Source organism: Methyloversatilis discipulorum, from assembly GCF_000385375.1.
In the GTDB taxonomy this organism is placed as follows: domain Bacteria; phylum Pseudomonadota; class Gammaproteobacteria; order Burkholderiales; family Rhodocyclaceae; genus Methyloversatilis; species Methyloversatilis discipulorum_A.
On sequence record NZ_ARVV01000001.1, the window covers coordinates 3689926 to 3715659 of the forward strand.

At 64.8% G+C, this 25734-nt stretch carries 23 protein-coding genes and 1 tRNA gene; 8 read left to right on the forward strand and 16 right to left on the reverse strand.

Features of this window, described 5'->3' with window-relative positions; translation table 11 throughout:
* Positions 1–59: 59 nt before the first annotated feature.
* The 3 genes from METRZ18153_RS0117135 to METRZ18153_RS0117145 all read left to right on the forward strand — a co-directional run bounded on the left by METRZ18153_RS0117135 (position 60) and on the right by METRZ18153_RS0117145 (position 3225).
* Entirely contained in the window at positions 60–935 is an 876-nt protein-coding gene (locus tag METRZ18153_RS0117135; RefSeq protein WP_020165901.1) for a ThiF family adenylyltransferase, read from the forward strand.
* A 24-nt stretch (positions 936–959) separates the two neighbouring features.
* Positions 960–2030 (forward strand): nitroreductase family protein, encoded by a 1071-nt coding sequence (locus tag METRZ18153_RS0117140; RefSeq protein WP_020165902.1) that lies wholly within the window; start codon positions 960–962, stop codon positions 2028–2030.
* 181 nt (positions 2031–2211) lie between these two features.
* Positions 2212–3225, forward strand: coding sequence for a PEP-CTERM sorting domain-containing protein (locus tag METRZ18153_RS0117145; protein WP_020165903.1), 1014 nt, complete (start codon positions 2212–2214; stop codon positions 3223–3225).
* A 106-nt stretch (positions 3226–3331) separates the two neighbouring features.
* On the opposite strand, the gene METRZ18153_RS0117150 is transcribed toward METRZ18153_RS0117145, so the two are convergent.
* Genes METRZ18153_RS0117150 through METRZ18153_RS0117165 form a run of 4 tightly spaced genes read right to left on the reverse strand, consistent with a single transcriptional unit; the run spans position 3332 to position 7832 of the window.
* Entirely contained in the window at positions 3332–4627 is a 1296-nt protein-coding gene (locus METRZ18153_RS0117150) for a glycosyltransferase (protein ID WP_232416077.1), read from the reverse strand.
* Entirely contained in the window at positions 4534–5667 is a 1134-nt protein-coding gene (locus tag METRZ18153_RS0117155) for an NAD-dependent epimerase/dehydratase family protein (protein WP_020165905.1), read from the reverse strand. Before METRZ18153_RS0117155 ends, METRZ18153_RS0117150 begins: the two co-directional genes overlap by 94 nt.
* Before the next feature lie 18 nt (positions 5668–5685).
* The gene (locus METRZ18153_RS0117160; protein ID WP_020165906.1) at positions 5686–7083 is read right to left on the reverse strand and encodes a DUF1302 family protein; all 1398 of its coding nucleotides are present in this window, start codon (positions 7081–7083) and stop codon (positions 5686–5688) included.
* Entirely contained in the window at positions 7080–7832 is a 753-nt protein-coding gene (locus METRZ18153_RS0117165; RefSeq protein WP_020165907.1) for an ABC transporter ATP-binding protein, read from the reverse strand. Before METRZ18153_RS0117165 ends, METRZ18153_RS0117160 begins: the two co-directional genes overlap by 4 nt.
* A gap of 53 nt (positions 7833–7885) precedes the next feature.
* Here METRZ18153_RS0117165 and METRZ18153_RS0117170 point away from each other — a divergent pair, with 53 nt between their 5' ends.
* Complete coding sequence (locus METRZ18153_RS0117170) at positions 7886–8698, forward strand: outer membrane lipoprotein-sorting protein (protein ID WP_020165908.1); 813 nt, start codon at positions 7886–7888, stop codon at positions 8696–8698.
* Positions 8699–8758: 60 nt separating this feature from the next.
* Positions 8759–9511 (forward strand): PEP-CTERM/exosortase system-associated acyltransferase, encoded by a 753-nt coding sequence (locus tag METRZ18153_RS0117175; RefSeq protein WP_029143847.1) that lies wholly within the window; start codon positions 8759–8761, stop codon positions 9509–9511.
* Between the two features lie 83 nt (positions 9512–9594).
* Here METRZ18153_RS0117175 and METRZ18153_RS0117180 read toward each other — a convergent pair.
* The 7 genes from METRZ18153_RS0117180 to METRZ18153_RS0117210 all read right to left on the reverse strand — a co-directional run bounded on the left by METRZ18153_RS0117180 (position 9595) and on the right by METRZ18153_RS0117210 (position 16403).
* A tRNA-Phe gene (locus METRZ18153_RS0117180) sits at positions 9595–9670 on the reverse strand.
* Positions 9671–9725: 55 nt separating this feature from the next.
* Complete coding sequence (locus METRZ18153_RS0117185; RefSeq protein WP_020165910.1) at positions 9726–10037, reverse strand: hypothetical protein; 312 nt, start codon at positions 10035–10037, stop codon at positions 9726–9728.
* 8 nt (positions 10038–10045) lie between these two features.
* On the reverse strand, positions 10046–11524 hold the full coding sequence (locus METRZ18153_RS0117190) for a sensor histidine kinase (protein WP_020165911.1): 1479 nt from the start codon (positions 11522–11524) through the stop codon (positions 10046–10048).
* The gene (locus METRZ18153_RS0117195; protein WP_020165912.1) at positions 11511–12185 is read right to left on the reverse strand and encodes a response regulator; all 675 of its coding nucleotides are present in this window, start codon (positions 12183–12185) and stop codon (positions 11511–11513) included. The genes METRZ18153_RS0117190 and METRZ18153_RS0117195 overlap by 14 nt, the downstream gene beginning before the upstream one ends.
* A 382-nt stretch (positions 12186–12567) precedes the next feature.
* Positions 12568–14214: a chaperonin GroEL gene (groL, locus tag METRZ18153_RS0117200; RefSeq protein ID WP_020165913.1), complete on the reverse strand. Its 1647-nt coding sequence runs from the start codon at positions 14212–14214 to the stop codon at positions 12568–12570.
* A 44-nt stretch (positions 14215–14258) separates the two neighbouring features.
* Positions 14259–14549, reverse strand: a complete 291-nt coding sequence (groES, locus tag METRZ18153_RS0117205) for a co-chaperone GroES (protein WP_020165914.1) — start codon at positions 14547–14549, stop codon at positions 14259–14261.
* Positions 14550–14714: 165 nt separating this feature from the next.
* Positions 14715–16403 (reverse strand): sensor domain-containing diguanylate cyclase, encoded by a 1689-nt coding sequence (locus METRZ18153_RS0117210; RefSeq protein WP_029143848.1) that lies wholly within the window; start codon positions 16401–16403, stop codon positions 14715–14717.
* A gap of 145 nt (positions 16404–16548) precedes the next feature.
* Between METRZ18153_RS0117210 and tal the strand changes: the two genes are divergently transcribed.
* Positions 16549–17493, forward strand: a complete 945-nt coding sequence (gene tal, locus METRZ18153_RS0117215; protein WP_020165916.1) for a transaldolase — start codon at positions 16549–16551, stop codon at positions 17491–17493.
* Positions 17490–17714, forward strand: a complete 225-nt coding sequence (locus tag METRZ18153_RS0117220) for a DUF1289 domain-containing protein (RefSeq protein WP_020165917.1) — start codon at positions 17490–17492, stop codon at positions 17712–17714. Before tal ends, METRZ18153_RS0117220 begins: the two co-directional genes overlap by 4 nt.
* Positions 17715–17721: 7 nt before the next feature.
* Here METRZ18153_RS0117220 and METRZ18153_RS0117225 read toward each other — a convergent pair whose 3' ends face one another.
* On the reverse strand, positions 17722–18648 hold the full coding sequence (locus tag METRZ18153_RS0117225) for a catechol 2,3-dioxygenase (protein ID WP_020165918.1): 927 nt from the start codon (positions 18646–18648) through the stop codon (positions 17722–17724).
* Positions 18649–18866: 218 nt separating this feature from the next.
* Between METRZ18153_RS0117225 and METRZ18153_RS0117230 the strand changes: the two genes are divergently transcribed.
* On the forward strand, positions 18867–20588 hold the full coding sequence (locus METRZ18153_RS0117230) for a sigma-54-dependent Fis family transcriptional regulator (protein WP_020165919.1): 1722 nt from the start codon (positions 18867–18869) through the stop codon (positions 20586–20588).
* Between the two features lie 205 nt (positions 20589–20793).
* Here METRZ18153_RS0117230 and METRZ18153_RS0117235 read toward each other — a convergent pair whose 3' ends face one another.
* From METRZ18153_RS0117235 to METRZ18153_RS0117250, 4 genes are all read right to left on the reverse strand, one after another.
* On the reverse strand, positions 20794–21771 hold the full coding sequence (locus tag METRZ18153_RS0117235) for a VTT domain-containing protein (protein ID WP_020165920.1): 978 nt from the start codon (positions 21769–21771) through the stop codon (positions 20794–20796).
* A gap of 123 nt (positions 21772–21894) precedes the next feature.
* The gene (locus tag METRZ18153_RS0117240; protein WP_020165921.1) at positions 21895–22977 is read right to left on the reverse strand and encodes an aromatic ring-hydroxylating dioxygenase subunit alpha; all 1083 of its coding nucleotides are present in this window, start codon (positions 22975–22977) and stop codon (positions 21895–21897) included.
* A gap of 73 nt (positions 22978–23050) precedes the next feature.
* Entirely contained in the window at positions 23051–24013 is a 963-nt protein-coding gene (locus METRZ18153_RS0117245; protein ID WP_020165922.1) for a PDR/VanB family oxidoreductase, read from the reverse strand.
* Between the two features lie 406 nt (positions 24014–24419).
* Positions 24420–25721 carry a DUF1329 domain-containing protein gene (locus METRZ18153_RS0117250; protein WP_020165923.1) on the reverse strand — a complete coding sequence of 434 codons (1302 nt, stop codon included), beginning with the start codon at positions 25719–25721 and terminating at the stop codon, positions 24420–24422.
* Positions 25722–25734: the final 13 nt, after the last annotated feature.

Below are 25734 nucleotides of genomic sequence, written 5' to 3' on the forward strand. Positions count from 1 at the left end.
CTCACCATCCGATGTCCCGGAAGCGTGCCCCGCAGCCAACGGACATACAAGGCGACGCCATGAGCTCTGCTTTCAATTACGACGAGGCCTTCAGCCGCAACCTCGGCTGGTTCACCGAGGCCGAACAGGCCAGACTTCGGCGCAGCACGGTCGCCATCGCCGGCCTCGGCGGCGTCGGCGGCGCCCACCTGCTGACGCTGGCCCGGCTCGGCATCGGACGATTCCGTATCGCCGATTTCGATACCTTCGGTGTACACAACTTCAACCGGCAGGTCGGGGCCATGATGAGCACGGTCGACCGGCCCAAGATAGAGGTACTGGCCGAACAGGCGCGCGACATCAATCCCGAGGCCGACATAACGTGCTTTCCGGAAGGCGTGTCGCCGGAGCAGCCGGACGCCTTCCTGCAGGGCTGCGATGTCTATGTAGACGGCCTCGATTTCTTCGCCTTCTCCGCCCGCAGGTCCACCTTCGCAGCCTGCCATCGCCTGGGTATCCCGGCAGTGACGGCAGCCCCGCTCGGGATGGGCACCGGATTGCTCGTGTTTTCGCCGCGCGGCATGACTTTCGAGGACTACTTCCAGCTGGAAGGCCACGACGAGACCGAACAGGCGCTGCGATTCCTGGTCGGTCTGGCGCCTGCCGGACTGCATCGCCCCTATCTGGTCGAGCCCTGGCGCATCGATCTCGCGGCGCGCAAAGGCCCGTCGACGATGATCGGGTGCAATCTGTGCGCCGGCGTTGCCGCCGCTGAAACGGTCAAGCTTCTGCTCGGCCGCGGCGAAGTCCGGGCAGCGCCTTGGGCACTGCAGTTCGACGCCTACCGCAACCGGATGGTGCGCACCTGGCGCCCCGGCGGAAACCGGCACCCGCTGCAGCGGCTCATCCTTGCGCTCGGTCGGCGCCAGTTGCTGAAACAGATCAACGCGCGCTGAACACGCCGCCCACCGGAGAACCGAATGCCCACGATAGACAAGATCCTCGACCTCGCACGCTGGGCGCCGAGCGGCGACAACACCCAGATCTGGCGTTTCGAGGTGCTCGCCGACGATCACGTGCGGGTGCACGGTTTCGACACCCGGCACTGGTGCGTCTATGACCTTGAGGGGCACGCCAGCCAGATTGCGGTCGGCGCGATGCTGGAAACACTGTCCATTGCAGCAACTGCCCACGGCCTTCGCGCCGATATCGTTCGTCGGCCGGACACGCCGGACACTCATCTGCAGTTCGACATCAAGCTGGTCGCCGACCCGTCAGTCACACCCGACCCGCTGCTCCCGTGCATAACGACGCGCTCGGTGCAGCGCCGTGCGATGGGCAGCCGACCGTTGACGGACGAGGAGCGGCAAGCGCTCGAAGCAGCCGTGCTTCCCTACCGCATCGTCTGGTTTGGCGCATTCCGGGATCGGCTGCGCATCGCCAAGCTGAATTTCGACAGCGCGCAGATCCGCCTGACCATTCCGGAAGCCTTCCAGACCCACAGCCGCGTGATCGAGTGGGGCGCACGTTTCAGCGAGGACCGCATCCCCGAAGCAGCTGTCGGCGTCGACCCGCTCACCGGCAAGCTGATGCGTTTCGTCATGGCAAGCTGGAGTCGCGTCGAATTCTTTAACAGGTGGCTCTTCGGCACTTTCGCACCGCGGCTGCAACTCGATCTGATTCCGGGCATCGCCTGCTCGGCGCACGTCTTCATGATCGCCCCGACGCGCCCAGACCGCATCGACGATCACATCGCAACGGGCCGTGCCATGCAACGGCTCTGGCTGACGGTAGAAAAGCTGGGGCTCCAGTCACAGCCCGAGATGACGCCGCTCATCTTCAACCAGTACGCGCGGGCCGGGCGGCGATTCACGCAGAACGGCGACGCACTCGCCCGCGCCGACGATCTGGCGCAAAGGCTGGGCAGCCTGCTGCCGGGAGAGGACGTCGGACGAGCGGTCTGGGCGTGCCGCGTCGGACGCAGCCGAAACATCCCCGGCCGCTCATTGCGCCTGCCTCTTGAACGACTGCAGAACCAGGAAGAGTCTTGAAGCAGGACTGTCGGTGGACTTTACACGCGGCAGCAGAGCGCATCCGCCGACCGCCAGAAACCAGCCAGACACAGATTTTTTTGTTTTAAATTCAAAGAGCTAAAACACCACACAAAAACTGGCCCGCCGATTGCTTATAGCCAACCGTGGTTCTCCCAAGCCAACAAACGGAGTCAATGAAATGATCAAGTTCAAGCAAATTGCAGTTGCAGTGGCACTGGCAGGCACTTTCGCTGCCGCGCACGCTGCGCCGGTTTCGATCACCACGCCGAACGGCAACGTGAATGGCATCACCGCCTTCGACTGGGCACCGTCCCCGGTTCTGGCGCAAGGCGGCAACCAAGCCTTCGTCAACTTCATCAACAACCCCGCTGGTGGCACCGTTGAAGGCCTGAACGGTGGCATGGGTTACGGTTTCAACGTGTTCTCGCAAGGCCGTCTGGCCGTGCTGCAGGGCGGCACCGGTGCCGCTGTGAGCGGCCTGTACAACGGTTCGGGCAGCACTGCCGGCAAGTACGAAATCACCTTCGAACTGGCCTACCAGGAAGTCGTGACCACCGCCGTGAGCGTGCCGGGCGCCAACATCGCCGTGTTCGACTTCGCCAAGGTCCAGACCAACAACTACTTCCGTGTTTACGTGAAGGATCTGGATTCCGACGCAGCCGCCAACTACGCAGCCGGCACCGGCTTCAACACCGGCACGCTGGTGTTCGACGGCACGATCGCTCCGGGCGGTGCTGGTTCGGTGTCGAACTTCAATGCCAACACCGGCGCCCTGGGCACGGTCGGCAGCGATGGTCAGCCGCTCAACGGCACTTCGCCGCTGTCCGGTACGCCGTCGGTGACGGGTTCGGGCGCCACGCCGGAATTCGACCTGCTGACCGTTCTGCCGAACTTCATCGACACGGATTTCTGGAATGAAGAGCTGATCTCCTTCCTGGTGACCAACATCAGCCAGAACCTGCCGTTCCAGTCGGTTGATCCGTCGGCCATCATCGCCGGTGAAGTGCCGAACATCGGTGCAGTGAATGGCGGTACGGTCTGCGGCCCGACGGGTTGCGTTGCAGCCGGCCCGGACATCATCTTCCAGACCGACTTCAACGGTCCGGTGCAAGGCATCCCCGAGCCGGGCACGCTGGCTCTGGCCGGTCTGGCACTCGGTGGTCTGGCTCTGGCCCGCCGCCGCAAGGCCTGATTCAGGTAGTCGAAGCAGCATGAAAAACGGGAGCGAAAGCTCCCGTTTTTCTTTTGTGCGTTCGAAATCGCACGTTCCGAACCCGTTATTGCCCAGCCAGCCCGCTCTATGCCGATGCAACCAGCGCGTTCAGAATCGAGCGGGTATTGAAACTGGCGAAGTCCTGCTGGACCGCCTCGGCAGCTCGCCTGAAGTCCGCAGCTTCATCCCCGACCATGCGCCTGAGTGCGGTCCGCAGCTGTTCGTAGCTCACGTTGCCCGCACGCAATGAAATCCCCGCACCGGCATCGACCACACGCGACATGGTGAGGAACTGATCCATGTTCGAACACAGACCGATGACCGGCGTGCCGGTCGACAAGGCCTGATAGACCGTCGCACTTCCGCCATTGCAGATGACGAAATCTGCGCGCGCAGCGGCTTCGAGCCCCGGCAGATAATCGGCAACGAAACAATGCGGTCCGGGCGAAGCCACGTCCGAGCGCCCCGCCGTAGCCGTCATCGCATTGACCTGCACATCGGCCAGCGCGCGAAATACCTCCGGCAGCAGATCGACCCGCCCGGTGGAACCCAGCGTGACATAGGCAAGCGGCCCGGACGGCATCGACGTCCACCAGTCCGGCAGCGGCATCGAGGGCGACCAGATGATGGGCCCGATGAAATGGTGGTTGGGCGGACAGTCCGGACGCACCGGCACCAGACCCGGCGTGTCGGCGTAAAGCGTCAGATCGCCGTCGGTGTAGGCATGGCGCACATCGGGAAAGCCGCTCAAGCCGTGCTTTCTGCGTACCGCGTTGAGCGGCCCGGCGTGCAGTCGGAAGGCGAGCGGCTGCGCCAGCCGGAAAATCGGCTCTGCCAGCGCGGGTCCGAGCACACGGGTCAGAGTGATGTCCGGCAAGGGAAAGCGAGAATGCGCCGACCACGGGCTCCAGTGTGCATTGCAGAGCGCGAAGTAAGGGATGCCGACCAGGCGCGCCGACACGCTCAGCGACAGACGGAAGTCGCCGATGACCACATCGGGACGTTCGCGCTGCAGCAACGCGATGTCGGCCTCGACATAGCGCTCGAGCTCGGTGCGGGTATAGAGCGGTGCGCCGGCAGCGAGGCGATCGAGAAAGAGCTTGGCCGGAATGCTCTCCAGCCCCAGCCTGCGAAGATCCGTTCCGCGGAAGCACAGATCGAAGGCCGGTGCGGACGCGACCGACACCTCATGATGCGCCGCAAGACCCGATGCCAGCACGACGGGCCGGGCGACATGCGCGAGGGATACCGCCTCCGCCGCGAACAGAACGCGGCGGCGGGTCGACATCAGGCGCCCCCGGCGCGACCGAACAGGCCGAAGCGCGTCAGTTCGGCGACGGTCTGCTGATAGCGATCCTCCGATGGCTGCCCGCCCGCCCAAGCGGCGAACTCCGCCATGCCCTGATCAAGCGTACGCGCCGGCTCGTAACCGAGCACTGCGCGCGAGTGCGCCAGATCGGCAACGCACCCGAAGATGTCGCCGACACGGAACTCGCCCTTGTCCTCCATCGTTACCGGCTTGCCGACTGCACGTGCGAGCGCGTTGGCGATGTCGGCGATCGTGCTCGCCTCGCCGGCGCCGACATTGAAGACGGAGCCCGGCGCCACGTCGGCGACCAGCGCACGCATATTCGCCGCAACCACGTCGGACACATGCACGAAATCGCGCACCGGCAGGCCGCCCTCGTACACCGAGATCGGCTGACCGGCGCAGATGCGCGAATAGAAGATCGATACCACGCCGGTGTAGGGATTCTTCAGCGACTGACGCGAGCCGAAAACGTTGAAGTAACGCAGCACGACCGCCGGAATACCGAACGTGTTCGCCGCGTAGCGCACGTAATCTTCCTGATGCTTCTTGGTGATCGCATAGACCGAGAACGGCTCTGACACCTTGTCTTCCGGCGTCGGTACCGCGTCGAGATCATCGCCGCAAACCGGGCAGGGCATCGCGAACTTGCCCGCCTGCAGGCGCTCGCGCGAGCGAGCACCCGGAAACTGGGCGCCGTGCTCACGGCAGACATAGGCACCCTCGCCGTAGATCGCACGCGACGAAGACAGCACCAGCCGCTTCAGCACATGGCCACCCTTTACGATGCCCTCGATCAGGGTGGTCGTACCCAGCCCATTGACCCGCGCGTAATGGGTCATGTCGTACATGCTCTGGCCAACGCCGGTCAGCGCAGCGAAGTGGTAGACCGAGTCGATGCCGTCGAGCGCGCGCGCGACGTCGTCGGCATTGCAGACGTCACCGACCTGCAGTTCCACCTCAGGCGCGAGATAGGCCGGCCGTTGGCGGCTTTCGCCATGTATCTGCGGATCGAGAATGTCCAGCGCACGCACGCTGTGGCCGGCGGCCAGCAGCGCGTCCGCCGTGTGTGAGCCGATGAAGCCGGCACCGCCCGTGATCAGCACTCGCATGTGGCACCTCCGCCCGAATCAGAAGGAGTAGCGCAGCTCGCCGTAGTAGCGGTCCGAGTTGCCGAAACGCCCGAAATAGCCATTGGAATTGCCGCCGAACAGATCCGCACCGAACTGCGCGCGCCAGTTGGACTGCACGCGCCAGATCAGCTTGGGGCGGAACATGTAGTCGTTGCGTACCAGCGACTGCACCCACAGCAGTTCGCCTTCGAGCCGCTCGTCGAACTTGTGGTTGTACAGCACCGCCATGCCGTTCTCGCGCCGGCTCGCCAGCAGGTCTGGCGCCTTGTCCATGTGGGCGCGCTCGAAGTACTGGAGATTGAGCCGCGACTCCGACATGAAGGGAATATCGATGCCGATCGCGTAATCGACCATGTCCTGACGGACCAGTCCGTCGGGCCGTGCCGACAGCGGCGACACAGGGAGGTAGCGATCGTAGGTCAGCACCGCTTCGGCCTTCAGCAGAAAGCTGCCGAAGTCCTTGGTCAGCGTTGCACCATACTGATGAATCCAGTCGTGTCGCGGCGTGTAGACCACCGCAGTCGGGGCGACGAATCGACGACTGAAGGTCGGATTCACGTCCAGGCTACGGTAGTAGAAGGCAGCCAGATCCCAGCCCTGTACCAGGGTACCGACTCGGAGGCCGTAGTTCGAGTTGCTCAGCTTGCGATCCGGTCGCACCTGCGCGTCATAGGTCGCGCTGATGCCCTGCAGGTCGGGTTGCGTCAGGTAGAAATCGCCGCCGAAGCGGCCGATGTTGTCGACGCTCACGTAGGGCACCCAGATCAGCTCGGCGCGCCAGTCGTTCTTGAAGTACTCGGCGCGTGCCGCCCACTGCGGGATGCGCTGCTGGTCGAATTCCTGCGTGAAGAATTCGCGCATGTCACGCGCCGACACCACGTCGGCGAAGAACAGGCCGACCATTTCGCCCCACACGATGTGCTGGCGACCAAGGCGCAGTTCGACGTCGCCGACCGGCATGTCGAGATAGACCTCGCGCCACGCAAATTCGCTGCGCCGGTCGTCCCGTACCGCGGCCGGGTAGAAGTCGCTCTCCCAACCGTAGGCAAAGTCGTAATCGACGCGGCCCACGGCCTTCCACTTGATGCCCTGACCGAAACTGCCGCTGCGGCCGAGTTCGTTGCGCCAGCGCGCCTTCGACCAGTGGCTGTCGCCAGCCACCGTACGCGCCAGTTCGAATTGGCTGAAGCCGCGCCAGCCCGACATCGACGACGAGGCCTCCTCATCGGCCTTCGGCTTGCCCTGCGCATCGCTGGCTGCTTCGGGCGCCGGTTCGACGAACAGGTCATCGAGCGGATCGGCCGCCAGCGCGGGCCGGGCAACGAGCAGGATTGCCAGCGTCAGCGCTGCCAGGGGCAGGCGGCGCAAGGCGGAAAGTAAATCGAAGTGCGTCATGAAGCAGCCTGCAGAGTGGCGGATTTCGGGGGTTTGACGTAGGCCCATTCACCCGGTGATTTCTGTACGCCGAGCGCGGTCAGTTCGCCGTCCTCGATGCGTACCAGACGGTCGGCCATCGACATCACGCGCTTGTCGTGAGTGGAGAAGATGAAAGTGGTCTTCATCGTGCGGTTGATCTCGCGCATCAGCTCGAGTATCGAATCGCCGGTCTTTCGGTCGAGGTTGGCGGTCGGCTCGTCGGCCAGCACGATTGCCGGCTGCACCGCCAGCGCACGGGCAATCGCCACACGCTGGCGCTGTCCACCTGACAACTGGTTGGGTCGATGATGCATCTTCGGGCCCAGGCCGACGATGTCGAGAAAGTACTTCACCCGCTTCGCGCGCTCGTCCCTGCTGACCTCCGGCAACTGCAGCAGCGGATACTCGACGTTCTCGTAGGCCGACAGGACCGGCAGCAGATTGAAGGTCTGGAAGATGAAACCGATGGTGCGCGCGCGCAGACTGGCCAGTTCGTCCGGCGTCTGCCCCGACACGTCCTGACCGTTGATCAGGATCTGCCCCGAAGTCGGTGTATCGATGCAACCGATCAGGTTCAGCAGGGTCGACTTGCCACTGCCGGAGGGGCCGGCAATGGCAATGAACACGCCGTCCTCGATATCCAGCGTGATATTCTTCAACGCATTGACCTGCTGTCCGCCGAGCATGTAGCTGCGGCTCACATTCCGGATCTGGACGACGTTGTTCATCAGGAAGCCCGGTTCAGAAGACGGGTCATGCGCCCGGTGCTGGAGACAAAAAAATGAATGTTCCGAACACCCCGCTCGGCGTGCGCGAAGCCACCACCACCGGCCCATCGTCGCACCGGCGCAAGACGTTCGCGCGGATCCTTGCAACTGTTGCAGCTCTTGCGGCACCGTTCTGCATCGCGCCGTCCGCCTTTGCCCAAGATGCCGCGAGTATACTTGAAAAGGCCGACACCATCCGCTTCCCGCGGGAGCCCTTCCAGGTCGAGGTCAGCGTCACCTCGACCACGTCCAGCGGCGAAGAATTCCGCAAGTACCGCATCCTGTCCAAGGGCAACGAGAACACCATCGTGCAGACGGTCGAGCCGGCTTCCGAGCGCGGCCAGATACTGTTGATGAAGGCGCGCGACCTGTGGGTGTTCCTGCCCACCGTGTCGCAGCCGGTACGCCTTTCGCTGGCCCAGCGTCTGACCGGCCAGGTCGCCAACGGTGACCTGGCTCGCGCCAACTTCTCGGGCGACTACACGCCCAAGCTGCTGCGCACCGAGAAGCTCGATGGTCATGACCACCACGTGCTCGAACTGACGGCGGTCGATCGCGGCGTCACCTACTCGCGCGTGCTGCTCTGGGTGCGCACATCGAACAACGCACCTCACAAGGCCGAGTTCTATTCCCTGTCGGACAAGCTGCTGAAGACCTGCATCTATGATGAATACAAGACGCTGGGCGGCAAACTCCGCCCGACCCGTCTGGTCATGCAGGACGCACTGAAACAGGGCGAACAATCGACGCTCGAGTACGCGTCGATGCAGTTGCGCGACATACCCGACAAGGTGTTCGACAAGGAATACCTGAAGAAACTACAGTAAAGGTCAGCAGGCCACGCACGCGGGATGCACCCGCGGCGTCATACACGGTCGGACAACATCATGTTTCTGCTTGAAGTCGGAAACCTCAAGGAAAACTTCGCCAAGTACTTCGCGGTGGAAGCCGCGGTCGATGAGGCGATGAAGCACGAGGTCTATCGTGTCCGGCACGCAGTGTACTGCCAGGAACTCGGCTACGAAGCCACCAACCCCGACCTCGAGGAGACCGACAGCTTCGACGCGCACGCGCTGCAGATCGCGTTGCGCGCCCAGGCAAGTGGCCGCATCGTCGGCTGTGTGCGGCTGGTGCAGACAGACCCGGACGACCTCGCGAAACCACTCCCGTTCGAACATCTTTGCGAAACGGCAATCGACCGGAGCATCATCGACCCGGCCCGCGTCGACCGCCGGCGCATGGTGGAGATCTCCCGCCTCGCTGTACTGTCGGACTACCGCAAGCGTAAGGGCGACAGCAGCGGTCCGATCGCCATTTCGGAAGAGGACATGGGAACGCGGGACCAGCCCCGCTTCCCCTACATCCCGGTCGGCCTCTACCTCGGCCTGCTTGCCGCCGCGGAGTTGCACGACATCGAACATCTTTTCACGCTGACCGAGGCGCGCCTCGCCCGGCATCTGAGTGCGCTGGGCTTCCGCATCCACCTGATCGGCCAGGCGGTGGAGCACCGCGGCAAGCGCGTGCCGTCGGTCATCTACCGTAAGGAACTGATGGCACATCTGCCGCCGTTCATGCAGCCGCTGTACGACCAGTTGCTCGAGGAGATGCGCGGAAAATACAGGGCGCGGAACGCCGCATGAGCGCGTAACGTTTCCGGAGGGAGAAAAACAAAAAGGGCCGTCAGGCCCTTTTTGTTTGCGCGCAGAGAGCGCGTCTTGAATTCTGGTGGCCAAGGGCGGAATCGAACCACCGACACGCGGATTTTCAATCCGCTGCTCTACCAACTGAGCTACTTGGCCAAAGAGCCAGCGATATTAGTATCTGATCGCGTTTCTGTCAAAGGTTTTGCGTCGATCATTGCGCGCGCAGCATCGTTTCGGCAACCAGCGATATCTTGGCGATGATGAGCACGAGTTCAATCAGCAACAAGCCGAGGAAAGCCACGAAAGGCAGGTGGCGGTCAGGCACGAAGCGCGGCGTGACGTAACGGAACAGACGGAAAACGCGTGCGCCGACCTGATTGAATGCGCCGTAGATCAGGTTGCCGTGACGACGGCTGCCTGCGAGCAGGTAAAGCGCCGCCTGACCGATCAGCGTCAGCAGCACGATTTCGTTGAGCCCCTTCAGGACGACGACGGCGCGCAGTCCGATATCCAGCGTGTCCATGCCTGCCCTCAGACCGGCCACGGCAGCGCCGCGACGTCGTTCGGCACCGGTTCCACCACGCGCGGAAAGGACACGCGCACGATAAGCCCGCCATTGCCGGGCGCATCGAGCAGTTCGACCTCCGCGCGGTGCAGTTCCGCGATCTCGCGCACGATGGGCAGGCCAAGCCCGGAGCCCTCGACCTGCGTGCCGAGCACGCGATAGAAGCGCTCGAACACCCGTTGCCTGTCCTCGACCGGAATGCCGGGGCCGGTGTCCTCGATTTCCAGGATGGCGCGGATATCCGCCTTCAGTCGCACGGTGACAACCCCGCCGTAGGACGTGTACTTGATCGCGTTGTCGATCAGGTTCTTGAACATTTCGCCGAGCAGGACCGGATTGGCGTCGACGTGCAGCGCGACGTGCGCCCGCTCGAAGCCCAGGTCGATATGACGCCTGCGCGCCGCCGGCACCCAGTCGGCAATCAGCGATTCGAACAGCGCGTTCAGTTCCACCCGTTCGATCGCATGCACTTTCTCCGTGCTCGCTTCGGCGCGCGCCAGCGCGAGGAGCTGATTGATCAGGTGCCCTGCGCCAGTGGCGCTGACCAGTATCTGCTCCATGCAGGCACGGATCTGTGCCGGATCGTTTTCGAGCAGCGCCAGTTCTGCCTGGCTCTTCAGCCCGGTCAGCGGGGTGCGCATCTGGTGCGCAGCGTCGGCGATGAAGCGCTGCTGTGCAGCGAGATTCACCTCCAGCCGCAGCATCATGTCGTTCAACGCGTTGATCAGCGGACGCAGTTCTTCCGGTACGCGACGCACGTCGATCGGTGACAGGTCGGTCGGCCGCCGCTTCTCGATCACCGCCTGCAGCCGCTTCAACGGCCACAGCCCGCGGCCCAGACCGAAATAGACCAGCACGACGGCGATCGGAATGATGACGAACTGCGGCAGCAGCACACCGGACAGGATGCGCGAGGTCAGTGCTTCGCGCTTGTTCAGCGTCTCGGCCACCTGCACCGTCACGTAGGAACCGGGAATCGTGGTGACCGGCTGGAACATGTAGGCGATGCGCACGTCCTCGTTATTCACGCGGCCGCCGCGGAAATAGAGCTCGCCCGGCTTCCACGGCTTGTCGTCCGGTACGTCCGGCACTTCGCTGTCACCGGCCAGCAATTCGCCGGCACCGCCGAGCACCTGGTAGTAGATAATGTCTTCGCCGTCGATATGGAACAGATCGCGCATCTGCGGCGGCTTGACGAAGATGGCGCCGACCGGCGTGAAACGCACCTGCCGGCTCAGTTCGTAGACGCTGTCGCCGAGCACCTTGTCATAGGGCGCGTGCGCGATGTCGTCCGCCACGTTGTGGATGATGGCGATGCTGATCGGCCACACGAACATCAGCGGCGCGAGCATCCAGTCGAGGATTTCGCCGAACAGCGAGTTGTACTCACCAGTCCTTTCGCCGGATTTACCGCGACGGTTCTTCAGCTTGTCACGCGACGGCATCCGGTCTTTCCAGGCAGTAGCCCAGGCCGCGCAGCGTCACGATGCGCAGGCCGCTGTGCTCGATCTTCTTGCGCAGCCTGTGAACATAGACCTCGATGGCGTTGTTGCTCACCTCTTCGCCCCAGCCGCACAGATGGTCGACCAGCTGTTCCTTGTTGACCAGCCGGCCGGCGCGCAGCAGCAGCACCTCCAGCAACGCGGTCTCGCGCGCCGACAGTTCGATCGCCTGGCCATTGACGCTGGCCACGTGATCCGTCTGATCGTAGGCGAGGCTGCCGATCTCGATGCGGGTGGGCATGCCGGTGCCGCGCCGCGTCAGCGCGCGCACGCGCGCCTCGAGCTCGGGCAGTGCGAAAGGTTTGCACATGTAGTCGTCGGCGCCGGCATCGAGCCCGCGCACGCGGTCGTCGATGCCGTCCTGCGCGGTCAGTATCAGTACCGGCGTCGTGCACTTGCGCGCGCGCATGCGCTTGATCACCTCGATGCCGGACAGCTTGGGCAGGCCGATGTCGATGATGGCCAGATCGAAGCCCTGTCCATGCAGCGCCGCATCGGCTTCACCGCCGGTGGCCACGCTGTCCACCGCGTAACCGGCGCGGCGCAAGGCGCGCACCACCGCATCGGAAATGACCGGATCGTCCTCGGCAAGCAGGATATGCATAGCAAATCAGCCTTGCGGCCGCCTCCTCCATGAACGTCTTCTGCGTTCGCATTCGGGTTCGGGGTTTGAATAACCCCACCGGACACCAGTGTAAGGGAGATGTAAGCGCTCAAGAATAGTCTGCGCAGCGCTGTTCTTCTTTTGGTCCTCGGGGGCAAACCGGTCAGTCCGGCGCGCCCCGGGGAGCACCCTTCCCCTGCACGGGGTGCTCCCCACCCATTTTTCGGGCGTCAGTCCGAATCGCTCCCTCAGTTGTACTCGTTGCGCCGTCGCACATCCGTCGCGACTGCAGCCCGTGGACGAAAAAAGCCCGCACCGAAGTGCGGGCTTTCCGTGGTCTGGCAGACCGGGCCCGATCGCCTCTCGGCGACCGGAGCGGACATTACATGTCCATGCCCATGCCGCCCATGCCACCCATGCCGCCCGGCATGCCGCCGGCAGCCGGCTTGTCTTCGGCCAGCTCGGCCACCATGCAGTCGGTGGTGAGCATCAGCGAAGCAACCGAAGCGGCGTTCTGCAGTGCGGTGCGGGTAACCTTGGTCGGATCCAGCACGCCCATTTCGACCATGTCGCCGTACTCGCCCGAGGCGGCGTTGTAGCCGAAATTGCCCTTGCCTTCCTTCACCTTGGCCACGACCACGCTCGGCTCGTCGCCGGCGTTGGCCACGATCTGGCGCAGCGGCTCTTCGGCAGCGCGCATGATCAGCTTGATGCCAGCGTCCTGGTCGGCGTTGTCGCCGTGCAGGTCACCGAGGTTCTGCAGCGCGCGCACCAGGGCGACGCCGCCGCCGGCCACGATGCCTTCTTCAACGGCAGCGCGGGTGGCGTGCAGCGCGTCTTCGACGCGTGCCTTCTTTTCCTTCATTTCGACTTCGGTCGCGGCACCAACCTTGATCAGCGCAACACCGCCGGCCAGCTTGGCCTTGCGTTCCTGCAGCTTTTCACGGTCGTAGTCCGACGTGGCGGCGTCGATCTGGGTGTTGATATTGGCGACACGTGCGGTGATCGCGTCTTCGGTACCGGCGCCGTCGATGATGGTCGTTTCTTCCTTGCCCACTTCGATGCGCTTGGCCTGACCGAGGTCCTGCAGCGTGGCCTTTTCCAGCGACAGGCCGACTTCTTCGGCGATCACGGTGCCGCCGGTCAGGATGGCGATGTCTTCCAGCATGGCCTTGCGACGGTCGCCGAAGCCCGGGGCCTTGACGGCGACGGTCTTCAGGATGCCGCGGATGTTGTTCACCACCAGGGTGGCCAGCGCTTCGCCTTCGATGTCTTCGGCGATGATCAGCAGCGGACGACCGGCCTTGGCGACCTGTTCCAGCACCGGCAGCAGATCACGGATGTTGCTGATCTTCTTGTCGTGCAGCAGCACGAAGGGGCTGTCCAGAACGGCGATCTGGCGGTCCGGGTTGTTGATGAAGTACGGCGACAGGTAGCCGCGGTCGAACTGCATGCCCTCGACCACTTCCAGTTCGTCGTTCAGCGACTTGCCGTCTTCGACGGTGATGACGCCTTCCTTGCCGACCTTGTCCATCGCTTCGGCGATGCGGGCACCGACCGAGGTGTCCGAGTTGGCCGAGATCGAGCCGACCTGGGCGATTTCCTTGCTGGTCGAGCAGGGCTTCGAAATCTTCTTCAGCTCGCCGATGATGCCGGTCACGGCCTTGTCGATGCCGCGCTTCAGATCCATCGGGTTCATGCCGGCGGCCACGTACTTCATGCCTTCGCGCACGATGGCCTGGGCCAGCACGGTGGCGGTGGTGGTGCCGTCACCGGCGACGTCCGAGGTCTTGGAAGCGACTTCCTTGACCATCTGGGCGCCCATGTTCTCGAACTTGTCCTTCAGCTCGATTTCCTTGGCGACCGACACGCCGTCCTTGGTCACGGTCGGGGCGCCGAACGAGCGCTCCAGCACCACGTTACGGCCCTTCGGGCCCAGGGTCACCTTGACTGCATTGGCCAGCACATTGACGCCGGCGACCATGCGTTCGCGGGCGGAATCACCAAAACGTACCTCTTTTGCGGGCATATCTAACTCCTTGAGTATTCAGAAATTCAGAGCAAAGGAGGCGATCAGGCCTCGACCACGCCCATGATGTCTTCTTCACGCATGACGAGGAATTCCTCGCCTTCGACCTTGACCGACTGACCGGAATACTTGCCGAACAGCACGCGGTCGCCAGCCTTGACGGCCATCGGGCGAACCTTGCCGTCGTCCAGGATCTTGCCGGCGCCGACGGCGATGACCTCACCTTGATCCGGCTTTTCTGCGGCTGCATCGGGAATCACGATGCCCGAAGCGGTCTTGCGCTCTTCTTCCAGACGCTTGACCAGCACGCGGTCGTGCAACGGACGGATTTTCATGCAATGACTCCTTGAGATTGAAGGCGCGAACCAGTCGCGACGTTTGACGATATTCGGGGCGAAGCGACACAGCGCACCGCCGTGTTAGCACTCACTGCCAACGAGTGCTAATAGTAGTGGCGGGATGTTTCGATTTCAAGAGCGCGCGGACAATGACCGGCCGGATCAGCCGTCGGCCGTCTGTATCTGTTCGCTGACCAGGCGGTTGCGGCCGGCGCGTTTGGCCTCGTAGAGCATGGCGTCGGCGAGGCGGACGGCTGCGTCCTCGTCCTCGTGATCGGGCTGAGCCATGGCAAGGCCTATGCTCATCGTGACGACGCCGACCGCAGCAGTGGGGGACGCTTCAACTGCTCGCCGGATCTTCTCGCCGACGCGACAGGCGTCGTCCACAGAGGTGGCGGGCAGCAGCAGCAGAAACTCCTCGCCGCCGAAGCGGGCGACGAAATCGCTCTCCCGCAGCGCCGCCTTGAGCACCGCCGCGACGTGGCGCAACACCGCGTCGCCGGCCGGATGGCCATGACTGTCGTTGATACGCTTGAAGTGATCGATGTCGGCCACCAGCACCGCGTAGCCCTTGCGCGACCGCCGCATGCGGACGAATTCGTCGCGCAGGCGTTCGTTCGCCGCCAGCCGGTTGGGCAGACCGGTCAGCGCGTCGCGCCGCGCCTGATCGCGCAGTTCGTCGTTCAGCCGCGCCAGTTCGGCGGTGCGCTCGGCCACCTTGTGTTCGAGGTCGCGGTTGCTCGCCTCCAGCGCCTCGCGACGATGTATCAGGGTTGCCGCCATGCCGCGCAGCGCGTCGACGAGATGGCGCAGTTCGACCGATCCGGCCCCCACTTCGAGCGTGACACCCTCGTCGCCCTTCTCGATCCGGCGCGCCAGCGTCGCCAGCCGCTCCAGCGGCTGGCTCAGTCGCGACGCCACCACCCACGACAGCAGCAGCAGGATGGCCACCGCGAGCAGCGCAAACCCCAGCACCACCTTGCGCAGCGCCACCACGTCTTCCATCACGCGGTCGAGCGGCTGGCGGATGACGACCTGCCAGCCCAGCGGACTGGTCTGGATGATCTCGCGCACCGGTGCCATCGAGGTTACGTAGGCGGTGGTGCTCGACCAGTTGTCGATGAAGAAACCCGGACGCGTCGGGCGACCGCTCGGTTGCGGCACGGCGAGTCGACTGTCCTCCGGATAGATCACGTCGCCCTGCCCGTTGACGATGAGGATGTCCATGCCCACGCGCTCGGCGTTGCTCGGCCGCAGGACCTGCAGTACGGAGCCTGCCCAGTCCCAATGCACATGAGCGGCCAGCACACCGCGCAACTGCCCGTCCTCCCCGGACACCGGCACCGCGATGTCGATGAATCGCATCGGGCCCGCGCCTTTCTTCGGCAGCAGCTTGGCCAGCAGCAAGGCTTCATGCAGGTCGCCGATGAACACCCCGTCGAGCCCGCCCGCAAACCACGGCCTCTGCGACACGTTCTGCCCGAGCAGCAGATCGTGTGTGGCCGCCTGCACCACGCCGTCGAGGTCGGCAACGCCGATCCACGAATACTGCGGGTAGGATTTCTGCAGCCGCTCCAGGCTGCCGCGGAAGGCGCTGTCATCCAGCGGCTCGCGACGGAACAGTCGGGTGTCGGACAGCAGTTCGATCTCGCGGCGGCGCTCGTTCAGGCTTTCGGCCAGGACCGCGGACATTGCCGTCGCCAGTTCGTGTATCGCGTGGCCACGCTCGTTCAGCAACTGCTCCGCATAGACGTGGTTGATGTACAGATAGGCCGGAAGACCCACGATCAGCGCCAGGCCGCCGCACAGCAGCGCAAGGCGGTTACGGAAACTGCCGGGCATCAACGTCATCGGACTCGCTGTCTTGTACGTGCGGGAACCGAAACGATACGCGAACCGCTACGCGCACCCAAATGCACGATGGCGGACACCGGCGGCAGCCGACTCGCAATACACTCCCGACACACTTGGACTACGAACCTGACGGAGCATCCGCATGACCTCCCATCTCGAATCGCTGAAGCGGCATTCCATCGTCGTCGCCGACACCGGCGACATCGAATCCATCGCCCGCCTCAAGCCGCAGGATGCGACCACCAACCCGTCCCTGCTGCTGAAGTCGGCGCAGGACACCCGCTACCGGCCGCTGCTCGATACGGCGCTGGCGCAGGCGAAGGCCGCCGGTGAAGACCTGTCGGGCGCGATCGACCGGCTGTTCGTCGCCTTCGGCTGCGAAATCCTGAAGCACGTGCCCGGGCGGGTATCGACCGAAGTCGATCCGCGTCTCAGCTTCGACAGCGAAGCCAGCATCGCCAAGGCGCGCCACCTGATCGCACTGTACGAGGCGGCCGGCATCTCGCGCAGCCGTGTGCTGATCAAGGTCGCCAGCACCTGGGAAGGCATACGCGCGGCGGAAAAGCTCGAACGCGACGGCATCCACTGCAACCTGACGCTGCTGTTCGGCATGGCCCAGGCCATTGCCTGCGCCGACGCCGGCGTCACGCTGATCTCGCCTTTCGTCGGCCGCATCTACGACTGGTACTGCGCGCAGCAGAAGGTGACGGACATTCCGCTGGAGCAGGATCCGGGCGTCGCTTCGGTCACCCGCATATATAACTACTACAAGCAGCACGGCTACCACACCGAAGTGATGGGCGCGAGCTTCCGCAAGGTGGGTCAGGTCGAGGCGCTGGCCGGCTGCGACCTGCTCACCATCGCCCCCGACCTGCTGGACCAGATGGCCGCCCTGCCGGGCGAACTGGAGCGCCGGCTCGACCCGACCCGCACCACGCCGGCAGAGCGCGTCACGCTCGACGAACGTGCCTACCGCTGGCTGCACAACGAGGACGCGATGGCGGTGGAGAAGCTGTCGGACGGCATCCGCCGCTTCGACGTGGACGCGCGCAAGCTCGACGCCTTTGTTGCCGGCCTGATGCAATGAGCGAACAGCCGCCGGCCGACGAGCCGGACACGCCCTGCGTCGCCATCTGCAGCACATTGTTCGACGAGGTGTGCCGCGGCTGCGGCCGCACCGTCATGGAAGTGGCGAACTGGGTATTCATGACGGCGGAAGAGAAGCGTGCGGTATGGACGCGGATACGCGCCGAGGGCTATCCCCGGCGCGACATCCAAGGCCTGACCGACCGGCCTGAGCGGCGATAGCGACCGCTCAGGTGTGCACGTTCAGGAAGGCCTCGTTCAGCTTGCGGTCGTGATAGAAGATCGCGCGCCCGAGGTCTTCCACCATCCAGGTAATGACCGGCTTGTCCGGATAATGGATGTAGCCACCGGCGAACACCTCGTTGCGGTTGCCCGACGGGTCGAAGAAGTAGATCGTCGCGCCGCGCGTGATGCCGTGCCGCGTCGGCCCGATGTCCAGCGACACGTCGTTCTTCGAGATCAGGTCGGCCGCCCTGAGCACGTCGTTCCAAGTGTCGAGGATGAAGGAGCAGTGGTGGAACTTGCCCTTCTCCGGATTGCGGATGAAGGCGATGTCGTGCGGCTTGGTCGAGCAGGTCAGGAACACGCCCACCATCAGATCGCCGGCCATCACCTGCTCGGCGATCCTGAAGCCCAGCACCTCGGTGAACAGCTTCACCACGCCATCGACGTCGTCGCCGTACAGCAGGCAGTGGTCGAAGCGGGTCGGCTGCATGCCGATCAGGCCATCGGGCCAGGGGTCCGGATTCACGTCCGGCAGGCCGTTGCCCACCTTGTCCTTGCTCGCGAACAGTTCGATCGCGTGCCCGGTCGGCACCGTGAAGCGGAAGCGCCGGCCGGTATGCAGATGTTCGCCGGCCGGTATCCATTGCAGGTCGGTCGCCAGACGGCTGCCTTCGACCGCCGCCGCCAGACTGTCCAGCGTCGCCTCGCTGTCCACACGGAAGCCCATGTAGTCCATGCCCGGCGCATCCGCCTTGCGCAGCACCACGCTGTGGTGGTCGTGTTCATCCCAGGCCTTGAAGTACACGCGACCTTGCGCATCGCGCCCGGTCTCGATCAGGCCCAGTACCTGTCCGTAGTGTTTCACCGCCGCTTCCAGATCCGTCACCCTCAGGGCGACATGACCCGGACGCAGCACGCCGGTCATCGGCATATCTCCATCCTCCATCCGTTTATCGTGGCCCGGCTCGTGACCGGGCACCCAGCCAGTGCAATCGCCGTACCAGTCGGGCGGTCAAACGCAAGCCACTGTTCCTTCGAAGATTCATAAAAAATCTCGACATTTTTCAGCCGTGCTTTCATGATTTGGCGAAACCGGGCTGTCGGCCGATGCCGCATTTCCGGCAGCTTCCCTCACGAACGGATTCCGTCATGCCCCGCACACCGCACGGCCCGCTGACCGCCATCACCGACGCCATCGACGACCGCACGCTGGCAAAGAACGTCCACTTCGCGCCTGACAGTGGCCACATCCTGCTGTTCGGACAGCGCATGCTGCTGATGCATGGCGCTTCGGTGGCCACGCTGCGCCACGAACTGGTCGAGCGGCTGGGACTGGATCGCACCCGTGAACTGTTCACCCGCATCGGTTACCAGCAGGGCGTGGACGACGCGCGCTGCCTGCGCGAAGCCGAGGGCGGCGACCTGACACGCACGCTGGCGCTCGGCCCGCGGCTGCGCGAGATCGAAGGCTTCGTGCGCAACCAGGCTGTGGATCGCATGCAGTTCAATACCGACAGCGGCGAGTTCTGGGGCGATTACTACTGGCAGTCATCGTGGGAGGCGGAGGCGCATCTGCAGCACTTCGGCATCAGTGGTTCGCCCGCCTGCTGGATGATGACCGGCTATGCCAGCGGCTTCACGACGACGATGATGGGTCGTCCCATCCTGTGGCGCGAACTGGAATGCGTGGCCATGGGCCACGCGCGCTGCCGCGTGATCGGCCGGCCGCTGGAGGAGTGCGAGGACAGCGCCGACGACCTGAGCTTCCTGCGCATCGAGGACTTCGTGTCGGCGCCGCGCGGACGCCAGTCACCGGCCGATACCCCTGCGACGGCGAGCCTGCCCGATCTGGTCGGTGCCTCGGCCGGCTTCAACGCGGTCGCTCATCTGATACGCCGCGTCGCGCCGACCGACGCCACCGTGCTGTTCCTCGGCGAGAGCGGCGTCGGCAAGGAACGCTTCTCGAAAACCCTGCACGCCATCGGCCCGCGCGCGAACGGCCCCTTCATCGGCGTGAACTGCGCCGCCATCCCGGCCGAACTGGTGGAGGCCGAACTGTTCGGCGTCGAGCGCGGCGCCTTCACCGGCGCGCACGCCTCGCGACCGGGCAAGTTCGAGCGTGCGCACGGCGGCACCCTCTTCCTCGACGAAATCAGCAGCCTGCCGATGCCTGCCCAGGGCAAGCTGCTGCGTGCCCTGCAGGAAGGCGAGGTCGAGCGCGTCGGCGACACCCGCGTGCGGCCGGTGGACGTGCGCATCGTCGCCGCCGCCAACCGCGATCTGCGGGCCGAAGTGGCGGCCGGGCGCTTCCGCGAAGACCTGTTCTTCCGGCTCAACGTGTTCCCGATCGAGATACCGCCGCTGCGCGAACGGCGCGAGGACATCGCGCTGATGCTCAACGTGTTCGTCGAACGCTATGCAAAGCGCTTCCGCAAGCACATCGCCGGCCTCACCCAGCGCGCGGCCGAAGCACTGTGGGCCTACGACTGGCCGGGCAATGTGCGCGAACTGGAGAACATCGTCGAGCGTGCGGTCATCCTCGCCGACGACGGCGGCAACCTCGACGTGCAGCATCTCTTTTCCGGCGGCGAGCGGCTGACCCAACCGATGTTCAACCTGTCGGCCGGCGGCCGCCTCACGCGCGCCGCCGATGCGTCGGCGCCATCGACCGGCGCGCCGCCGGACGGCATTGATGCGCACATCGCCTCGCTGGTCGACGCTGGTCTTCGCTTCGACGAACTCGAACAGCGCCTGCTCGACCACGCGATGACGCGCACCGGCGGCAATCTGTCGGCAGCCGCCCGCCTGCTCGGGTTGAGGCGGGGGCAGTTCGAATACCGCGCGAAGAAGCGGGAAGCAGGGGCTGGCTGATGCCGCGCCGATGGTCGAGCAGGCTCGGCTCTTGCGGGAGCGACCTCTGGTCGTGATGCAGCATCAACGGGCCGCCGGCTTCGCTTCAGGCCGCCATTGCGAGCAAGCTCGCTCCAACAAAAGCCTGGCCGCGGCGGCTGATCCTGCACATTTCTGTGGGAGCGCCCTTGGCCGCGACAGGGCTGTCGCGAACCGTGGCTTCGTTTCAAAGGCTGCTGTCGCCAGCAAGCGCGCGGCCGTCAGACAGCGCTGATGATGCCCCCATCACTTCCACCCGATACCCCGCCGCCTGCCATCCTTCTATCCCGCCGCGCAGCGGTCGGGCATGGCGCAGGCCGGCCGCGTGCAGCTTCAGTGCCGCGCGCACCGCCGACACGTCGTTCGGGCAGGCGCAGTAGGTCACCAGCACGCCGTCCTTCGGCAGCCGGTGCGCGTGTGCGTCGATCTGTTCCAGCGTGATGCTCAGCGCGCCGGGAATGCGCACCGGCTCGGCATCGACGATGAGGCCAGAGCGCACATCGACCACCGTGACCGCGTCGCCGCGGTCGAGCATGGCCAGCAGTTCTTCCGGCGCCAGTCGCTCCGACTGCAGCTGACGCAGCGCCCGACGACGCTCGATCCAGCGCCAGCCGATGTAGAGCGCCAACAGCACGCCGACAAGGGCCGCTGCGTAGGCACCCAGTTCGGCCAAAGCATCGAGCACCGCCTCGATCTGCGTCGCGAACAGCAGGCCGATCACCAGCGCGGCGCCCGCCCACAGCACGGCGCCAGCAGTGTTGAACAGCATGAAGGCCGACGGCCGCATGCCCAGCGCGCCAGCCAGCGGCGGCGCAATCGTCGACAGCCCCGGCACGAACTTGGCGATCACCAGCGTCGCGATGCCGTAGCGGGTGAAGGTGGATTCGCTCTGCCGCACGCAGGTATCGGGCGACAGCGAAATGCGGCACAGCAGACGCAGCACGCGGTGGCCCTGCAGTCTGCCGGCGACGTACCACGCAAGGTCGCCGAGCGAGGACGCGGCCACCGCCACCAGCAATGCGAACACGCCGTACATCGGCTCGTCGACCACCCGCGCACCGGCCAGCATCACCAGCGGCATCGCCGGTATCGGCAGGCCCAGCTGTTCCGCCAGCACCACCAGGAAAATCAGCCACAGCCCGTACTGGGCCAGCAATTCGGTCACGCTCTTCTCCGGAATGAATTTCGGCCGTCACGATGACACGGATTCGTGACGGCCGAAAAGTCGTTCCAGACAGATGAGGACGATCGCCGGTGATTTCCAGCACGTCGTCACGGGGCGCCCGCGTCAGCCCACCGCGCGCAGCGTGCCCTTGCGTTCGGCCTCGATCAGCTTCTTCAGCAGCTTGCGCACGCGCACCGCGGCGATGTCGTTGCTCATCAACACCGGGTTCAGCGAGAAGAAATCGGTGGTGCCCATCTCGTCCTGCGTCGCCTGGATGACCGGGCCGTCCTCGTTCTCGAAGGCGGCGTGCATGGCCCGGATCTTCATCGCGTTGTATTCGGCGTTGTCGACGTCGTGGTTGCGCCGGGTCGCAAAGTAGTAATGCGTGCGGGTGGCCGATTCCGGTGTGCAGGTGTGCAGGTCGTACTGACCGGTGCAGTGATCGAGATCCAGCGGCCCCTCGCCCTGAATGGCGCCGACCGACAGCTGGATGTTGGCCGGCGGGGTCCAGGTGATGTCGAAGAAGTGGCGGGCGGGCGCGGCAGGATCCGGCAGGAAGTTCGCGAAGATGAGCATGGCCGGCTGCTGGCTCCACTCCCAGCGGGCGTTCACGCTGCCCGCGCCCTCCTTCACCGCCGGCACCAGCGGCGACAGCTGTCCGCGGGTGCTGATGATTTCGCTGTGCACGTGGTCGATGTGGCTCAGGTCCATCACGTTGTCGATGATGAGTTCGTAGTTCACGTCCATGCGCATATAGGTGTGCGCCAGCGCGGTCGAGGGCCCGTCGTCGAGCGGGCCGAAGTCCGGCAGCTTCGCCGGGTCGGCCAGTGCGGCCTCGCCCATCCAGATCCACACGAAGCCGTACCTCTCCAGCAGCGGAAAGCTGCGCACCTTCGCCGCCTTCGGGATCAGACCGTTGCCGTGCGGGTTGTGCGTGCAGGCGCCGCTGCAGTCGAAACGCAGCGCGTGATAGGCACACACGACCTCGTCGCCGATGCGCTTGCCCAGGTGCAGCGGCGCGAAGCGATGCGGGCAGCGGTCGTGCAGCGCGACCGGCACGCCATCCGCCTTGCGGTAGATGAGCACCGAGGTGTCGAGTATCCGGCGGTGGAACATGCCCTCCGCCGGCACCTCGCTCGACAGCGCGGCGACGTACCAGCAGTCCGTCAGGAATTCGACCTTCTTTTCCAGTGCTTTCGTTTCCATTCTGTTGTCTCCTCCGTCTTGTCGTGATGCGCCCGGCGGACACCGGGCGGTCCTGCAGGCCGGCTGGCTCCGGTCACAGATCGAGCACCAGCACAGCTGATTTCGAGCGCGAGCAGCACGGCGTGAAGCAGTCGTTTGCCGCTCTCTCCGCGTCGCTGAAGTACATGTCGCGGTGATCCGGTTCGCCAGCCAGCACGCGCGTCACGCAGGTGCCGCAGATGCCCTGTTCGCAGGACAGCGGCACTTCGACGTCGTGAGCGGCCAGTGCCGCCGCCACGGTCTGCCCGGCGGCCACCGGCACGACGCGGCCGCTGCGCGCGAGCTGCACGGCGAAGGCCTGGTCGCCGCTGCGCGCGCCGTCGGTCGCGGCGAAAGATTCGGCGTGGATGTTCGCGTCGGCCCAGCCGGCCGCGCGGGCGCTGTCGATCACGTGGTCCATGAAACCCGTCGGCCCGCATACGTACAGGTGCGTGTCGGCCGAGGACGCGGCCAGCACGGCCGCGGCATCAAGCTTCTGCCGCGCATCGCCGTCGTCGAAATGCAGGCGCACGCGGTCGGCCCAGGGTGCATCGCGCAGCCGGTCGAGGAAGGCGGCGCGCGCCGGCGAGCGGGCGCAGTAGTGCAAGGTAAAGTCGGAGCGGCCGTGCGCCAGCTGCTGCGCCATCGCCAGCATCGGCGTGATGCCGATGCCACCGGCGAACAGCAGCGAACGGCGCGCCGGCAGCAGCGCGAACAGGTTGCGCGGTACACCGATGCGGATGTGCATGCCGGCGTGCAGGTCGTCGTGCGCGCTGCGCGAGCCGCCGCGGCCGGTCGCTTCGCGCAGCACGCCCAGTTCGTACTGCCGCGCCTGCGCCGGGTCGCCGAGCAGCGAGTACTGGCGCACCAGGCCATTCGGCAGTTCGACGTCGATGTGGGCACCGGCCGCGAAGGCCGGCAGCGGCGTACCGGCCGGCGATTCGAGCACGATGTGGACGATGTCGTCGGCGACCCGCGCGTGGCGGGTGACGACGACCGGGATGTTCGGCGCGCTCATGTGCGGGCACCTTCGGCATGGGCGCGCGACCAAAGCGCGGCGCGGGGACTGTGCTGCATTCTTCCTCCGGATGTTCTTGTCGTGCGCGGCCGTCAGGCCACGCCGACTCCGGTTTTGCAACGAGCGTGCCAAGCTCATCCTGCAGCGCAAGCCATTGATTCGATGTCGATTACAAATATCAGCGCGGCATTCACCGCGCACTCCGGACGGCACTTCCGGATTTGTGAAATCCGCATTTCCGCATATGGAGAAGTGCCGCGGCACCACGACAGACGCACGCGACAGCGGCGAAAAAAAGCCCCGCCGCGGGGGGTACCGGGGCGGGGTGCTTCCCGACGAGCGGGAACGAGGAGTACTGCTCACATCATCGTTGGCGTCACGCGGACAGGCGTGACGGGGGCGGGCTTCAGTTGCCGCCGCGCATGTTCTGCACCTGGAACAGGTTGGCCGGGCTCAGCTTGGGATCGACCTTGCCCTTGAACTGGCCGGTCGTGCAGTGCTTGGCCTGCACGTCCACCATCGAGAAGGAGTCGTCGAGCGCAACACCGGTGCCCTTGTTGATCGGCAGGTGGAAGTCCGGGTGCGCCTTGCCGATGGTCCAGCTCTTCCACAGCTCGCCCTTGCGGTCGTACACCAGCGTGCGCGACGCGCCATAGACCTGCGCGTCGAAATGCATGATGCGCTTGCCGACCGGGTGGTTGCTGTTGACCGGCACCGCCTCGACGACGTGCACCTTGCGCAACTGCCAGGTGATGTCGGGGAAGCATTCGCCCTGACCGGTGAAGCTCACGTACTTGTAGCCGTCCTCTTCCTTGAATTCGTCCGACAGCTTCATGTCATTGTGCTTGTAGTAGGGCATCAGCAGGTTCTTCGTGCCGACGAACTTCCACTGCATGTCGGACACCCGGCTCTCATACCCCTCGAAGTCCTCGATCATCAGGTCGGAGCCGAGGAAGGAGTCGGTCACCTGGCCTGCCGCCAGGCGGCGCACGCGACGCTGGAAGCCGAGGTAGAGGTAGGCGTCGTCGAACTTGGTGTCGTCTTCGTACTTCTGTATCAGCAGCTGGGTGTTCTTCAGATCCTGCGGTTCCAGCACCTGGGCGTAGATGGCGCGGTAGAGATTGGCCGCGTTAGGCGATACCTCGGGCGTCGGCGCGTGGTCGGTGCGGTGCTTGAAGTTCAGGAAGAAGAAATTGAACTTCAGCGTCCGTTCGAGCTGGCCGGTCGTCATGTTGCGGTACTTCCAGTAGAACGGGTGGATGGCGGCGTTGTCGCCCCAGTTCGCGCCGTACTTGAAGTTCCACGCCACCTTTTCGCCGGCGCGCGGGTCGGAGGTGCTGGGCTCTTCCGGGAAAGGCCGGCCACCGGCAAAGCCTTCGATCTCGCCGGTCTTGGCCCCAAGCTTTGTCTTGTTCAGGTTCTTCCGGGTCGCCTCGACGTAGCCCTTGGGGTTGGGGAAGCTCAGCGTTTCACCAACCTTGATCTGGTACCAGCCGTTCTTCACCACCATGTACATGCCGGCGTCCAGCGCGTCCTTGAACTGGTCGACGTTGTCCTTGTTGATGGTCATGCCGGCACTGAGACCGGGGAAGGTCGGGAAGCCCTTCTTGTAAGGCTCGAAGGCGGTTTCGACATCGGCTTCGCTGGCGGCGAAGGCCTGGGTGCACAGTCCGGCTGCGAGCAGGCCGGCGGCGATCAGTTTGTTCATTGCGTGCGTCTCC

Coding starts and splice junctions, on each gene's coding strand:
- METRZ18153_RS0117135 (WP_020165901.1), top strand. CDS start 60: ATGAGCTCTGCTTTCAATTACGACGAGGCCTTCAGCCGCAACCTCGGC.
- METRZ18153_RS0117140 (WP_020165902.1), top strand. CDS start 960: ATGCCCACGATAGACAAGATCCTCGACCTCGCACGCTGGGCGCCGAGC.
- METRZ18153_RS0117145 (WP_020165903.1), top strand. CDS start 2,212: ATGATCAAGTTCAAGCAAATTGCAGTTGCAGTGGCACTGGCAGGCACT.
- METRZ18153_RS0117155 (WP_020165905.1), bottom strand. CDS start 5,667: ATGCGAGTGCTGATCACGGGCGGTGCCGGCTTCATCGGCTCACACACG.
- METRZ18153_RS0117160 (WP_020165906.1), bottom strand. CDS start 7,083: ATGACGCACTTCGATTTACTTTCCGCCTTGCGCCGCCTGCCCCTGGCA.
- METRZ18153_RS0117165 (WP_020165907.1), bottom strand. CDS start 7,832: ATGAACAACGTCGTCCAGATCCGGAATGTGAGCCGCAGCTACATGCTC.
- METRZ18153_RS0117170 (WP_020165908.1), top strand. CDS start 7,886: ATGAATGTTCCGAACACCCCGCTCGGCGTGCGCGAAGCCACCACCACC.
- METRZ18153_RS0117175 (WP_029143847.1), top strand. CDS start 8,759: ATGTTTCTGCTTGAAGTCGGAAACCTCAAGGAAAACTTCGCCAAGTAC.
- METRZ18153_RS0117185 (WP_020165910.1), bottom strand. CDS start 10,037: ATGGACACGCTGGATATCGGACTGCGCGCCGTCGTCGTCCTGAAGGGG.
- METRZ18153_RS0117190 (WP_020165911.1), bottom strand. CDS start 11,524: ATGCCGTCGCGTGACAAGCTGAAGAACCGTCGCGGTAAATCCGGCGAA.
- METRZ18153_RS0117195 (WP_020165912.1), bottom strand. CDS start 12,185: ATGCATATCCTGCTTGCCGAGGACGATCCGGTCATTTCCGATGCGGTG.
- groL (WP_020165913.1), bottom strand. CDS start 14,214: ATGCCCGCAAAAGAGGTACGTTTTGGTGATTCCGCCCGCGAACGCATG.
- groES (WP_020165914.1), bottom strand. CDS start 14,549: ATGAAAATCCGTCCGTTGCACGACCGCGTGCTGGTCAAGCGTCTGGAA.
- METRZ18153_RS0117210 (WP_029143848.1), bottom strand. CDS start 16,403: ATGACGTTGATGCCCGGCAGTTTCCGTAACCGCCTTGCGCTGCTGTGC.
- tal (WP_020165916.1), top strand. CDS start 16,549: ATGACCTCCCATCTCGAATCGCTGAAGCGGCATTCCATCGTCGTCGCC.
- METRZ18153_RS0117220 (WP_020165917.1), top strand. CDS start 17,490: ATGAGCGAACAGCCGCCGGCCGACGAGCCGGACACGCCCTGCGTCGCC.
- METRZ18153_RS0117225 (WP_020165918.1), bottom strand. CDS start 18,648: ATGCCGATGACCGGCGTGCTGCGTCCGGGTCATGTCGCCCTGAGGGTG.
- METRZ18153_RS0117230 (WP_020165919.1), top strand. CDS start 18,867: ATGCCCCGCACACCGCACGGCCCGCTGACCGCCATCACCGACGCCATC.
- METRZ18153_RS0117240 (WP_020165921.1), bottom strand. CDS start 22,977: ATGGAAACGAAAGCACTGGAAAAGAAGGTCGAATTCCTGACGGACTGC.
- METRZ18153_RS0117245 (WP_020165922.1), bottom strand. CDS start 24,013: ATGAGCGCGCCGAACATCCCGGTCGTCGTCACCCGCCACGCGCGGGTC.
- METRZ18153_RS0117250 (WP_020165923.1), bottom strand. CDS start 25,721: ATGAACAAACTGATCGCCGCCGGCCTGCTCGCAGCCGGACTGTGCACC.